This is a genomic window from Fodinibius sp., assembly GCF_041642155.1.
GTDB lineage: Bacteria > Bacteroidota > Rhodothermia > Balneolales > Balneolaceae > Fodinibius.
Genome location: NZ_JBEPWZ010000006.1, coordinates 1 through 12,765 on the forward strand (window position 1 = coordinate 1; position 12,765 = coordinate 12,765).

Annotated in this window: 17 protein-coding genes; 6 read left to right on the forward strand and 11 right to left on the reverse strand. The window is 47.6% G+C overall.

The genetic code is table 11. The features are described from left to right. Positions 1–374: hypothetical protein (locus ACESLU_RS00980; RefSeq protein ID WP_372633860.1), on the forward strand; the 374-nt coding region annotated here is incomplete at its 5' end. Positions 375–726: 352 nt separating this feature from the next. Here ACESLU_RS00980 and ACESLU_RS00985 read toward each other — a convergent pair. From ACESLU_RS00985 to ACESLU_RS01010, 6 genes are all read right to left on the reverse strand, one after another. After that, positions 727–900, reverse strand: a complete 174-nt coding sequence (locus ACESLU_RS00985) for a hypothetical protein (RefSeq protein ID WP_372633863.1) — start codon at positions 898–900, stop codon at positions 727–729. 224 nt (positions 901–1,124) lie between these two features. Beyond that, entirely contained in the window at positions 1,125–1,349 is a 225-nt protein-coding gene (locus ACESLU_RS00990) for a translation initiation factor (RefSeq protein ID WP_372633865.1), read from the reverse strand. 11 nt (positions 1,350–1,360) lie between these two features. After that, positions 1,361–1,507 (reverse strand): oxidoreductase-like domain-containing protein, encoded by a 147-nt coding sequence (locus tag ACESLU_RS00995; protein WP_372633868.1) that lies wholly within the window; start codon positions 1,505–1,507, stop codon positions 1,361–1,363. Positions 1,508–1,617: 110 nt separating this feature from the next. Beyond that, the gene (locus ACESLU_RS01000; RefSeq protein WP_372633871.1) at positions 1,618–2,217 is read right to left on the reverse strand and encodes a hypothetical protein; all 600 of its coding nucleotides are present in this window, start codon (positions 2,215–2,217) and stop codon (positions 1,618–1,620) included. A 126-nt stretch (positions 2,218–2,343) separates the two neighbouring features. Beyond that, positions 2,344–3,456 (reverse strand): alanine racemase, encoded by a 1,113-nt coding sequence (locus tag ACESLU_RS01005; protein WP_372633874.1) that lies wholly within the window; start codon positions 3,454–3,456, stop codon positions 2,344–2,346. 101 nt (positions 3,457–3,557) lie between these two features. Beyond that, the gene (locus ACESLU_RS01010; protein ID WP_372633877.1) at positions 3,558–4,775 is read right to left on the reverse strand and encodes a dipeptidase; all 1,218 of its coding nucleotides are present in this window, start codon (positions 4,773–4,775) and stop codon (positions 3,558–3,560) included. Positions 4,776–5,091: 316 nt separating this feature from the next. Here ACESLU_RS01010 and ACESLU_RS01015 point away from each other — a divergent pair, with 316 nt between their 5' ends. Then, positions 5,092–6,492: a M20/M25/M40 family metallo-hydrolase gene (locus tag ACESLU_RS01015; protein ID WP_372633880.1), complete on the forward strand. Its 1,401-nt coding sequence runs from the start codon at positions 5,092–5,094 to the stop codon at positions 6,490–6,492. 17 nt (positions 6,493–6,509) lie between these two features. On the opposite strand, the gene ACESLU_RS01020 is transcribed toward ACESLU_RS01015, so the two are convergent. Further along, on the reverse strand, positions 6,510–7,028 hold the full coding sequence (locus ACESLU_RS01020) for a hypothetical protein (protein ID WP_372633883.1): 519 nt from the start codon (positions 7,026–7,028) through the stop codon (positions 6,510–6,512). Positions 7,029–7,183: 155 nt separating this feature from the next. Here ACESLU_RS01020 and ACESLU_RS01025 point away from each other — a divergent pair, with 155 nt between their 5' ends. From ACESLU_RS01025 to ACESLU_RS01040, 4 genes are all read left to right on the forward strand, one after another. Next, positions 7,184–7,330, forward strand: a complete 147-nt coding sequence (locus ACESLU_RS01025) for a hypothetical protein (protein WP_372633886.1) — start codon at positions 7,184–7,186, stop codon at positions 7,328–7,330. Continuing rightward, positions 7,330–7,974 carry a GNAT family N-acetyltransferase gene (locus ACESLU_RS01030; protein WP_372633889.1) on the forward strand — a complete coding sequence of 215 codons (645 nt, stop codon included), beginning with the start codon at positions 7,330–7,332 and terminating at the stop codon, positions 7,972–7,974. The genes ACESLU_RS01025 and ACESLU_RS01030 overlap by 1 nt, the downstream gene beginning before the upstream one ends. A 143-nt stretch (positions 7,975–8,117) precedes the next feature. Next, positions 8,118–8,915, forward strand: coding sequence for a lysophospholipid acyltransferase family protein (locus tag ACESLU_RS01035; RefSeq protein WP_372633893.1), 798 nt, complete (start codon positions 8,118–8,120; stop codon positions 8,913–8,915). Next, complete coding sequence (locus ACESLU_RS01040) at positions 8,912–10,483, forward strand: alpha/beta fold hydrolase (RefSeq protein ID WP_372633896.1); 1,572 nt, start codon at positions 8,912–8,914, stop codon at positions 10,481–10,483. Before ACESLU_RS01035 ends, ACESLU_RS01040 begins: the two co-directional genes overlap by 4 nt. Positions 10,484–10,580: 97 nt before the next feature. Here ACESLU_RS01040 and ACESLU_RS01045 read toward each other — a convergent pair whose 3' ends face one another. From ACESLU_RS01045 to ACESLU_RS01060, 4 genes are all read right to left on the reverse strand, one after another. Next, positions 10,581–11,144 (reverse strand): tetratricopeptide repeat protein, encoded by a 564-nt coding sequence (locus tag ACESLU_RS01045; protein WP_372633898.1) that lies wholly within the window; start codon positions 11,142–11,144, stop codon positions 10,581–10,583. Positions 11,145–11,270: 126 nt separating this feature from the next. Further along, the gene (locus ACESLU_RS01050; protein ID WP_372633900.1) at positions 11,271–11,447 is read right to left on the reverse strand and encodes a hypothetical protein; all 177 of its coding nucleotides are present in this window, start codon (positions 11,445–11,447) and stop codon (positions 11,271–11,273) included. Between the two features lie 282 nt (positions 11,448–11,729). Then, positions 11,730–11,927: a hypothetical protein gene (locus ACESLU_RS01055; protein WP_372633903.1), complete on the reverse strand. Its 198-nt coding sequence runs from the start codon at positions 11,925–11,927 to the stop codon at positions 11,730–11,732. Between the two features lie 94 nt (positions 11,928–12,021). Beyond that, positions 12,022–12,666 carry a DUF1080 domain-containing protein gene (locus ACESLU_RS01060; RefSeq protein ID WP_372633906.1) on the reverse strand — a complete coding sequence of 215 codons (645 nt, stop codon included), beginning with the start codon at positions 12,664–12,666 and terminating at the stop codon, positions 12,022–12,024. Between the last annotated feature and the right edge of the window lie 99 nt (positions 12,667–12,765).

Below are 12,765 nucleotides of genomic sequence, written 5' to 3' on the forward strand. Positions count from 1 at the left end.
TACATGAGGCCGTTCTGTTGACAGAGGTACCCACAACGCCTGCCGATAAAAAATTTGAAAGAAAAGAAAAATGTAAAACAGCTTGGATACAGGCTATCAGGCGGTATGCACCGATACTTCTCAAAGCTGGATACCGGCGCAAATCATGGTCTTATGTAAAGAGTTTCATGGATCTGATAACTCCGTCATCGGTCGACATGCTTCTGTTTGCAGGGATAATCGGAGCGATAAATATCCTTATGTGGGTTGTAGCCGGCTGGTCGCTGGCTTTTGTATGGATATGGATAATTGTACTGCTAACGGCGATGATACATGTTGTTTTAGGTTTATATGTCATCAATACGTACTATCAATACTATAAATCGATGCTTTAGGTCCTTCCGGTCTCGTTAAATATTTAGTAAAGGCCTTTGCAAAACCGTTGTTTTGATCAGCCTCTGCATTTTTGCGATTTCAAAATCCTCATGTATTGTATAGACTCTGCGGTTTTAAAATCGATCAGGGGTTGGTACTTCCCGATGCTTCGGGACTGGTTTTTCAAAGGTCGGAAGGATTGATCCCACCGACGCAGTCGAAAGCATATAGAATGTCTGACCAACAACTATCAGAGTCTAACGTTGTTACTAATGAGGGTATCCGAAAAAGTAAAAACCGGAGGCCATAGATGTATGTCACTTGACTTTCTTTTCCATAAAAACCCTATAGTATTGAGATAACAGGCCGTGGCTAATCGTTATTTGAGAACGCTTTTTCCAAATTCTCAAGACGGCTTTCAATATCCAAAAGCTTCTGCAGTATAAGTACATGTGTTTTTCCCGCATCAATGCCTACGGGACTGTCATCATTTTTTATCTGTTCAAGAATTTCCCGGTATTGTTCCTCTGATATGTCAAGATTCATTGTGATGCAGTGTAGTATTTTATTAATGTATTTTCAATATAAGAAGGCTTATGCGGTACCACCCGGGGCCGGGATCCGGTCAGACAGACTAATAAAATGTTCACCGACCCCTAAATCCAGCTATGCCTTTGTATAAAGACTTGTCAGAAAGTGCCTCTGATGGATTTTCCGGAAGGTATAAGGTAATTAAAATAAAGACCCATTGTCTTAGAATATCGCTTTAATCAGTTGACGTTGAAACCCTCTTTTTCGAGGAACTTGCGGACTTTGTCCACATGATCTCCCTGAATTTCAATCGTCTTGGCATAACTGGTGCCGCCGGCTCCACAGTGTTTTTTAAGCTTTTTCTCGAGGTCCTCAATGACCTGGGGGTTATGTTTAATATTGCTAATCATCGTTACGGTCTTCCCGCGCCGTCCGCCGGTCTCCTTTCTGATTTTAATAGCCATAATAGAACTGCTTATTGATTAGGTTTTTCTTCTTCCTGTTGCTGCTCTTTCTTCCACATTTCATACTGGATCTTCTGATCCTCATAGATCTCGTATACACAACGGGTGCATCCGCCGCCGCAACAGTCGGTAGGGAGTGGTCGCTGAGGTTTTTTCATAATTATCGAAGATAGGAGTTCTTTGTGCTTATATCAATATCAGGAGGAAAACGAACACTATTCATTTTCCGGCAATTCGAAAAAGCCGGAAACAGATCAAATCCCGGGAATCAGCTCGCCTCTCCGTAGGCCTCCGGTCGCTTGGTTTTAAGCTCGACTCCGTGAAAGCTGTAGTTTTTGAGGTGCCACATAAACCGCTGCCACCTGGATCCGGGCAGGAAAAAAGATACCACGGATTGGGCTGCCCGCCGCAGGGTTTTGTCGGCATCGGTAAACTCTTCAATATCCACGATGACAAGCCCCTTGAATTGCTTGACCTTTTTTAAAAAATAGCGCTCCTGGGGCGTAGCATACTTGACGCGGGAGTGGGAATATCCGGTATATGTTCCACAGAGCTTTCCGCCGTTCTTGAAGTAGAGAATGATATCCGATTGATCCAATCCCCCGAAGAGCGCATCGAGGTTATCAAAGGTATCGGATTCAATCGTTGAAACCAGCTCTTCCGTCCGGATAGTTTTTACTTCTCTTTCCAATTTGGCCGCTATTTCATCCAGCGCCTTTTGTTTATGAGGCTCATACAGTCCCAAAAACAGGGACAGGTGATGTTGCTGCTGATCGGCTGTCCGGGCCAGTTCATCTTTGAGCTCGCCGAACGATGAATCTCCGAACTTAACGTTTTGAAATTTATTGTCAGCCGTTTGAATATCCATGAACAATCTGTTTCTAATTTCAAAAAAAGTCTATGACCAGGGCCCACGCTGGGTCTCAGTCAATTTCTGAAAATTACCCTGTAGTGAATATAATAAATACTGGCGGGCAGAACAGGAAATTATATTTCAGCCAAACTGTTCGATTCTTACCCCGCTTCCCACCAGTTGAAACCGCCCCAGCAGGTGAGCGGTCAGGCAGGAGTGGACGGGGAGTATCGTAATGAGGTCGCCGATTGAAAACTGTTCGAAGGTCTGTGGCGAACATTGAACAATGCCGTGCTCCTGTGACAATCGTGCCAGGTAGGTCTCCGGGTCAGATACGGACCACGCTTGTTCTTTACCTTTAGTCACGGCTGCTTGTCCGAAGTGCGTCGTCCCGTTTTCCGTGAGGGACTCTTTGGAAAAGTGAATAGCTCCCCCGTAGATCGCTAACTGGTTGCGATCGGCATACCAGTCGACGACGGGACAAGCTACAGCGGTGGCAATATCGCTGACGGTACAGCTGCCGATCCGGGCCTGCATCAAATCATAAAAGACGAAGTTACCGGGACTGATGGCATCGATACCGCTGAAATCGGTCCCTGTGGAGCAGCAGGGCGTATCGCCGATGCATACCTCATAAGCGCCATAGGCGGAACCCAATTCATTTCGCAGGCGGCTTATCTTATTCAGGACCGATTGGTGGACAGACCGGACCTCTTTGTTAGACCGGGCGTTATAAGAGTGCCCCGGATGAGAGTAAAACCCTTTCCACTGGAGCATGGTAGTCTCTTCATCTGTCAGGTAATCTACCAGCGAAATGATGGCCGTTACCTCAGAAGGGCGTAGCCCGGTTCTTCCCGACCCGGTGTCAAGTTCTATATATACTTCTACGGGATGTGCCAGTCGCTTCTGCAGCGTCCGGCCGGTGGACAGGCCGTTTACCAGCAGCGTCAGGGAAATGTTGCCGGCCAGTGTATTGATGGACTCGGTTTCCCGGAGGTTGCAGGGAAAAGCAATGGTAATATCATGCCACCCGTGCCCGGCAAAATAAGAGGCCATGCTTACCGAGGAAACGGTGATCGCCTCTGTTCCATAATCCCTCAACCACTCACCGATTTCCGCCGACTGATGGGTTTTCATATGAGGTTTAAATTGCAGATTGTGCTGGTGCGCCTTTTGAGCCATGCGTTGCATATTGGCACGGCAGATCGATTCATTAAGCAGCAGCGTAGGTTGTGTAATAAGGCTATCATTCATAATGTTCTAACGGTTGAGTTACGGCAGGTCAGGGTCGCAGCTATGACGAACCTGCTGTATGTTTGACTACGGATTTTCTGATGCTTGTCGGTTGTTATGGCTTACCGCTCATGCTGCAGGTCTTGCGCTATTTCATCGACCTGGTTCCAGACCCTGAAGATATTACCGGAACATATTTTTTGGATCTCATCCTCGGTATAACCCCTGTCAAGGAGCTCGGAAAGCAGGTTGGGATAGGTAGAGACATCCTTTAGTCCGACCGGCAGGGTATTGCCGACCCCGTCATAATCGGATCCCAAACCGACGTGATCTATTCCGACCAAATCGACGACATGATCGATGTGTTCCGCAACCTTTTCAACCGTACTGTAGGTAAAATGTTCTTCAAAATAGCCGGCACGGAAGGCACGCGCCTCCTCGCTTCCCGGTACCATGTCCTGTTCTGCAATCTTCCTGTCAATCTGGTCGCGTACTCTTTCCGCGCTGTTGGCGGAAGCACTGTCCAGGAAGGTGGAGCCGAAGTTAATCATGATCACCCCTTCATTTTCAGCTAAACGCCGGATAAGGGAGTCGCCCATATTACGCTCAAATCCCGGTGTAAAGTGACGACAGGAAGAGTGAGTAGCCACGACCGGAGCTTGGGTCGTTTTGATAACATCAAAAAAAGCTTCGTCAGTAATATGCGATACATCCACCATCATGCCCAGCCGGTTCATTTCTTTAACGACCTCCCCGCCGAAGTCACTGAGTCCCCCGTGGGTGTCTTCACTCATGTCATAGGAAGAGTCGCTGATTTGATTGTCCTCTGAGTGGGCGAGTGTAATGTATCGGATGCCGCGGTCATAGAAATATTCCACATTGGAGAGATCGGTTCCTATGGGAGCACCATTTTCCATGCCCATCGGCAATGAAATGAGTCCCTCTTTAAATTGCCGCCGGATATCCCCGGGGGAGGTAGCCGTGGCAAATTTATCCGGATGGTCATCCGCAATGCCGGTGACGAGGTTAATCAGACTGTCGGCTACCGCTTTAGCCCCACCTGTTTGCTGGTAACGGGCGGGAATGTAGATAGACATGAAGGGAGCGTCAAGCCCGCCCTTTCTGGCACGCGGGTAGTCAAAATCACCGCTTTTCGTTTTCTGTGAGATGTCTTCCCAGTTGTTTTCCAGCCGGTAGGGAACGTCGATATGACCGTCAACAATAATAAATTTTTTAGCTAATTCTTCTCCCGTGGGAGTCGGTCGATCGGAGTTATTGGCTTTGGAGCTGCAACTGCCGATTACGGCAATAGCGATGCATGTCAAAAGTATTTTTCTCACAATATGTATAGATTCCTGTAATATTTGTTAAAAGTTACAGATATAAGGTTGCGGAAATAACTGTTACTTTGCAAATCTTATAAAATGTTTTACAACATTTGGATGAAGAGTCTCTTATTCTATACTATGTATTATGCAGGTACAGGGCAAGGGGAAAAGCCTTTTGCACTGCCGGTTTAAACGGCATGAACTCCTGTCGGTATCTAAGTCCGCGTTTTCAGGACTTGTGGCAGAAACTCCGGTAAGTTTTTAATATTATATTACTGCACAAAAACGGATACCGGGAAATATTCTGTAATGTTATAGGCAACGGACTATGAAATTCTTTCAAAGAGTGTCATCTGTTTTTTTTGTCTTGTTATGCTGGCTCTTCATATCCTTATCTACGGGTTGTGGCGATGAAGCCGGACAGGAAAAGAAAAAATCTACGGACCCCAAAATTAGCCCGGTACTTGATGAGATTTCGGTCGATTCTATTGAATCCAGTATCCGAACGCTTGCAAATTTCCATACTCGTCATACCACTTCGGATACGACCAGCGATTCAACAGGCATCGGGGCCGCCCGGAGGTGGATTTACGGTAAATTCCAGCAATATAGTCAGGCCTCGGGTAACCGGCTGCGGGTCTCTTACGAGAGTTATCTTGAAACAGAACACGCCCGCATTGATGAGCCAACCAGGATTGTCAATATCGTGGGCGTGCTGCCGGGTACTCAGCTGGAAAGCAAGGAGCGCAAGTATGTGATAAGCGGTCACTACGACTCACGCGTTTCGGATGTGATGGATGATACCAGTTATGCCCCGGGGGCCAATGATGATGCTTCCGGAACGGCGGCAGTGATGGAGCTGGCGCGGGTTATGTCAGCATTCGAATTTGATGCGACTATCATATTTATGGCCGTTGCCGGCGAAGAACAGGGACTGTTGGGCTCATCCCATTATGCCGAAGAGGCTAAAAATCGTGAGTTGAATATCGCGGCCATGTTTACCAATGATATTATCGGTAATACGCTTAAAAGCGCTGACGGCTCCGTTCATGATGATGAGGTACGCGTTTTTGCGCAGGGCATCCCCCCGGAAGACACCCTCTCCGATGAGCATCGGATGTTACTTTATACGGGCGGCGAAAATGATACGCCTGCGCGGCAGCTCGGACGGTTTATCCACAGAGTGGGAGAGGAGTATATGCCCGGTCTGAACGTTAATGTCATCTACCGGAAAGATCGATATCTTCGGGGAGGGGACCATTCTCCTTTTTTGGACCATGGATATCCTGCCGTGCGATTTAGTGAACCCCATGAATATTATGAGCGTCAACATCAGGATGTGCGAGTAGAGAACGGCGTGCAGTACGGCGATCTGCCGGAATTTGTAGATTATGATTATGTGGGCAAAATTACAAAACTTAACGCAGCGGCTCTCGCAACCCTTGCCAATGCGCCCGCTCGTCCCCGTGAAGTGGGAATCGATGTATCAAAATTGGAAAATAATACGACGCTGCAGTGGACAGCCAATGAGGAGCCGGACCTTAAAGGCTATGAAATCGTATGGAGGCCGACGCATCAGCCTTTTTGGGAGCATAGCCGGTTTGTAGGAGATACCACTCGCTTTACCATCGAAGACACTTCAAAAGACAATTACCTTTTCGGGGTACGATCCGTCGACCAGTATGACAACAGGAGTCCGGCCGTATACCCGCTGCCTGTGAGGAATTAGCCTGCCGCTTCCGGACATCACTCTTTTTCCGAACGTTCCATATGATTGTGTTGACCATGTAAAAAGTCCTGAACCTCCAATAGCGTCGATTCGTTAAAAAACAGGATGCGGCCACCGTATTCAAAAAGGTGAAGGTCGCGATGACCGTCATTGAATCGGACCTTCAGCGTTGCTGATCGGGGGTGCAGGTAATGTTTCAGGGGAGATTTATCCCCTGTGGTAAGGACAAAGTCCTTAATCGCGGTCTGTTCGAATTCCTCCTGCTGAACGGTCTTCTCATCCTGCCGGTAGTTGACTTGTATATGAGTGGGCGTGCTGGTGATAGTGATGCTTACGGGGCCGTCTAACAGTTTAAGAGCGCCAAAAACGGTCAGTGAAAAGAATATAAAAGCTATCAGGCGCAGAATACCCACCCAGAGAGGATCAGACTGATACCAAAAAAGAAAACTAAAGAGGATAGTGATTGCCCCGGCGACGATCGTTCCCGTTTTCCATACCTGATGCCGTTGTTCCTCAATGGTTATTGAATGGTTCATATAGTTATTCATCTTTAGCCAGTTCTAAACTCGTTCTAATAATAGATGAAAAAACGGGAGATGAAAAGTGAATTTCAGTTTTCAATAGTTGCAACTGTTGACACGGGCTGATAGATTGCCGGTACGGTTCAAGTTAACGAACGGGTATAAAGACTATGGCTAATAAAAAGAAGTCACCCCCCAAGAAAGAAATGTCTGAAGGCAAGGCTATTGCTATTTCGGTTCTCTTGTTTACTGCGGGCGCGGTAGCGCTGGTTTATGCCATTAAATTTTTGATTAATTATTTTTTCCCGGGGTTTTGATGCTGACAGATGTCCCTAATTCTTTGTTTATCAGCAACAGATATGCTGTTCGGCTGGTAAAAACGGAAGAAGATATTCGTAAAGCGCAGGCCCTGCGCTATCTGATCTTTAACATCGAGCTCGGAGAGGGATTAGACTCCTCCCACACCAACCGGTTGGATGCGGACCGGTATGATACGCAGTGCGATCACCTGTTGGCAGTGGACCTAAAGACGGAAGCGATTATCGGCACCTATCGGATGCAGGATTATAAAAGAGCCAGCAAACATCTTGGGTTTTATACCGCCGAAGAGTTCACCCTCTCCGAACTCCCCGGGGAGATCTTGAATGAATCCGTGGAAGTGGGACGTGCCTGTATCCATAAAGACCACCGGAACGGGCGCGTGCTGTACCTGCTATGGCGAGGCATTGCAGAGTATATCAATCTAAAATCGGCAAGATATCTGTTGGGATGCTGCTCGATTAACAGTACTGATCCCAGGGAGGGGTGGACCGTCATGGACTATCTGGTCCACAATAATCATGTTCATGAAACGTATAACCTTGTTCCAACGCCAGCCTTCGACTGTCCAACAGAAATTATGACACCGGGGGGGCAGCGCGGCATGAGGCGGAACTTCCTCAGCTTTTCAGGCTGTACCTGAGTTTAGGTGGAAAAGTACTTTCCAACCCGGCGCTGGATATGAACTTCAAAACCATCGATTATTTGATTATTGTTGATATAACCAAACTTGATGAGCAGACAAGGACACTATTTTTTAAGTAACGATTTGCTATCTTATTGTCTATGACAGCAAAGGTTCGAGGGGGCATACGGCTTATAGCGTTCTTTACCACGTCGCTGGTGACCGTATTGTTAGTTGCTGCGGGAAACCTGTCAGTCGGAATGGTTTCACGCAGAGAGGCCGTCCGTTGGAAGAATACCATCATCGGCTACTGGGCCTGGATGGTCATCAAAATCACAGGTATGTACGTTAATCTTAAAGGAACTCCACCTGAATCTCCTTTCTTTTTGGTATCCAATCACTTAAGCTATATGGACATTGTGCCTCTTTGGCTCTGTCTCGATGGTACCTTTGTAGCCAAAAGCGAGGTGAGGTCCTGGCTTTTTTTCGGCTGGGCGACGCGCACGCTCGGCGTTATTTTTATAGATCGTAATGTAAGGCGTGACGTTCAACGGGTAAACGCCCTGACTGCCTCCGCCATCACAGAAGACCAGGGCGTGATTGTATTTCCAGAGGGGACAAGCAGCAAGGGAGCGAGTGTTAAACCATTTCATGCATCGCTGCTTGAGTTCCCCGCCTCATCAGCAATACCGGTAAGCTATACCACCATTACCTATAGAAGCTATGATCCGGCAAAACCCGCTGATACTCATATTTGTTGGTGGGGTGAGATGCCGTTTTTCAGTCATTTTTGGGAACTGTTGACCCTGACCGGTTTTGAAGCAACGATTACTTTTGGTGAAAAAAAAATGGTTGAATCAGATCGCAAAATGTTAGCCAACCGTCTTCGGCAGGCTGTCGCGGATAATTTTCGTCCGGTGGTGGGACCCAGAACAGAGGAACAGCACACCCAGCTATGAGCACGCTACTTTCCGCTTTCAGAGGATGGAGAATATACCTGTTGCTCTATGCCGTACTGCTGTTGCTTTCCCACCTTACCCTTTGGCTTTTTGAAAGTCCCGTGAGTCCCGGGGACGAAGCCGATCAGCGGATTGCGCTCAGAGCGGTTTCGGAAGAGAGACAACTAACTGATGACAAAGCAGTAATAGCGTATGAGGATCTTTCCGGCGGCACGGTAGCCGGTAAACCGGCCGTTGTCTTGTTACCCGGCGGACCGGAAGGACCGGAGGTTTTTGATCCGCTGATTCCCAGGCTGAAAGAGGATTTCAGGCTTATTATCCCTCATCTGCCCGGACATGCAAGGTCGGGCGAACAGCTGCCCGATTATTCGTTTCGGGCGCTGGCTGATTATTCCCGGCAGCTTGCTGATACGCTCGGCATTGAAAGAGTGCATCTCGTTGGATACGGGCTGGGAGGGGCCAGCGCTATTCATTGGGCCCACGGCGATACCACCCGAATTCAGTCAGTGACATTAATCGCATCGATCGGCGTTCAGGAGCTGGAACTCCTGGGCGGCTATACCCTGAATCATTCCGTCCATGGCATACAGCTCGGGGCCGTGTGGTTGTTACATAATGCCGTACCTCACTTCGGACTCTTTCAAGCACTGGACATTAACGTGCCCTATGCCAAGAGCTATTACGAATCGGACCAGCGTCCCCTCCGTTCCTACCTCAAATCATATAAAAAGCCGATGTTGATTGTGCATGGCACAGAGGACCCGCTCGTGCCTGATGCGGTCGCCCGTGAGCACCAGCGGATTGTCCCGCATAGCACGCTGCAACTCTATCGGGCCGATCACGAGATCACCGAAACACATGACGACTCGGTAGCCGGTGATATCCGCATGTTTATTGAGCGGGTGGAAGCAGGCGAAGCCCGAACCTGGGAAGATGCGTCGCAGGAACGGCTCGCGAAAGCAGCGAAACCTTTCTCAAATGTCGACTTTGCCAGGTTTGAGGGAATCTCTCTGATGGTCATTATGCTCATAATCGTCCTGGCGACGTTGATCAGTGAAGATCTGGCCTGCATCGGGGCCGGATTGTTGGCGGCGCGTGGACTCATTGGCTTTTGGCCTGCCACCCTGGCTTGCCTGGTCGGTATTTTTATCGGGGATGTGGGGCTGTACCTGGCGGGACGCTTTGTCGGCAGGAAAGCCATCCGGAAGGCTCCTTTTAAGTGGATGTTTTCGGAAAGCGATCTGGATAAGAGTGCCGAATGGTTTAAGAGACGGGGACCCATGATTATTATTGCCAGCCGATTTTTGCCCGGAAGCCGCTTGCCCACTTATTTCAGTGCGGGGGTCATCAAGGCCGGTTTTTGGATGTTTATCTTCTATTTTTTACTTGCTGCCGTGGTATGGACACCTATACTGGTCGGTATCTCACAGCTGCTGGGTAATGAACTGCTCCGGTATTTTTCGCTGTACCAGGATTATGCTCTTTGGGCATTGTTGGCTCTCATATTGCTACTGGTCATCATCGCCAAGGCCGTTATTCCCGCATTCAGTTACCGGGGACTGGGCTGATTTTTCTGACTTCCCGGATGTGAAAAAAATCCGGGTTAAAGGGTTCCTTTTTGGCCGTGAAAAGAGGGTAAGTTAGACCAGTATAACCAATGGCCGGTTATTCTTCATCGAAATATTTATCCAGGATATCCTCGGCATCGGGATGGCCCAGCTCCCTGGCAGTAATCAGATCCTGCCGGGCCTTGTCTGTTTGATCCTCCATTAAATAACTGCAGCCCCGGTTAAAAAAGGCTTCGGTAAACTCAGCATTTTGTTTAATCGCTTTGCTGAAATGTTCAATAGCCCGGGCATGATCTGATCGATGATTGGCACTGATGATTCCCAGTCCATAGTGAGCCAATTCATTATCCCCGTTGAGCTGTATCGATCGTTTGAGATGTTTTATACCGGTATTAACATCCTTATTATTAATATGGAAAGATCCCGCAATTTCATGCAGCTCATCATCTTTGGGAAGTTGTTTTAGAGCAAATTGAAGGATTTCTTTTGCTTCTTTCCTCGGAGCTTCTGAAATTTTTATCAGAACTTTATTTCTCAGGGCTTCTTTATTTTTTGGTTCCCTGTTGAGCACCTGGTTAAAGAGGCGAAGAGCCTGTTCATAGTTCCCTTTTTCTAAAAATGATCGTCCCCGTTCAAATATTTGATCTGTTTTTTGTCCCATATCGAGTTGATCGCCTAAGGTGAGTCAATAAAAGCAAGCAATGGTAAAGAAGAATTAAGGGTAAATCGGAAAAAAAAGGCTGCCCATGAATGGTGGGCAGCCCGTAATTGCAGTGATATAAATGAATTAGTAGGAGTTGCTGCGGGTATAGCTGGTGCAGTTACCGTTCTCCTTTCCATCTTTTTTGCATTCATCCTTGTCCTCAAAACCGCCATCAGAATAAGCCTGGATGTCGCCGTTTTTGGCCGTTCTCCGCCATCTCCATTCGCCTTTAACATCCTTGTAAATTTCACATCGTGGCATAAGTATATTGCTTGTCTTTAAATTTAGAGTTGTACCTGTAAACATAATCACTTTTTACCTAATTATGAAAAAATGAGCTAATGAACCTGTATTATTGCAAAAGGGCTTTGAAAAACAAGGGGTTTCATTCAATACCATAGCCTGAGCGATTTCAAAACCGCAGCGTATATACAGACTACTGATGCGGATGTTGAAATCGCAAAAATGAAAATGCAGAGATTGGGTAAAACAACAGTTTGGCAGAGGTCTCTACAAATAAACCCATAAAATATAGGGGAAATATCAGGGAAGGAGTTTAAAATCGTAACTTGCGTTTTCTTTCACCTCCAGGCGGGGCAGGTCTACTTTTGTATCGTGCTCCTCAGCCTCTTTAAGGAGTGCCTCGTGAAACTCCCGGGAAACCAGCAGCCGCTGGTATTCAACGCCGTTTTCATAAATATAGTCTGTAATTGCATCGCGCAGGCGATCCATCTTCTCCATGGTATGTATTCTTTTTAATTAATGGTAATTTACGTGTTGGGCAGACAACAAAACCAGGTGCGGGCATACCCAGTTGTAAACATGCGGTTATTTATCAATCAAGCGGCTTGACCTTGATATTTTTGTAGTACACCACACTCTCCGGATCGTGTCCCTGCAGGGCAAAGGTTCCGCTGTCGAGTACGCGTCCCTCGCGGTCCACTTCTTCCGGTTCAGTGTATTCGATGAATGTCTCACCATCCATATTCACCGTAACGTCTTTATCCTGCACCTTGATGTGTAACGTAAACCACTCCCCGTCTTTGGCGGGAGCGTCGTTCATCACATCCTCGATAGCATAGAGACTGGCCGTTTTCCGAGGATCGTCGTGGGTGTTATTCACCTGCACTTCGTATCCCTTCTCCGGCCAGCCTTCCTCCTGGTATTCGGTGTGGAAATAGATGCCCGAGTTGGAGCCTTCAGTTGTTTTTACGTCGGCTTTGAATTCGAAGTTCTTAAAATCATGGTCTGCTACGGGACCCGCATAAAAGAGATGCGCGCGGGGACCGTCGACCTTGATGAGTCCGTCTTCCACCGAAAAAGTCTCCGGATTCTCACTGGCCTGCCAATCATTGAGCGTCTGCCCGTCATACAGGGAGATCCATTCTTCATTTGTTTCCTGGGCCGAAGAGGAAATTGCTCCACCGAGTACCATAGCCGTCATGGCTACTGCGGTCATTATTTTAATTGAAAGTTTCATAATTCACTATGCCTTAGAAGTTCGGATTATGCTCTCCCACCAGGGAGACGCGTTTTATTTACAGGTATCTTACCATACGCATTTTAGTCCGTCCGTTCA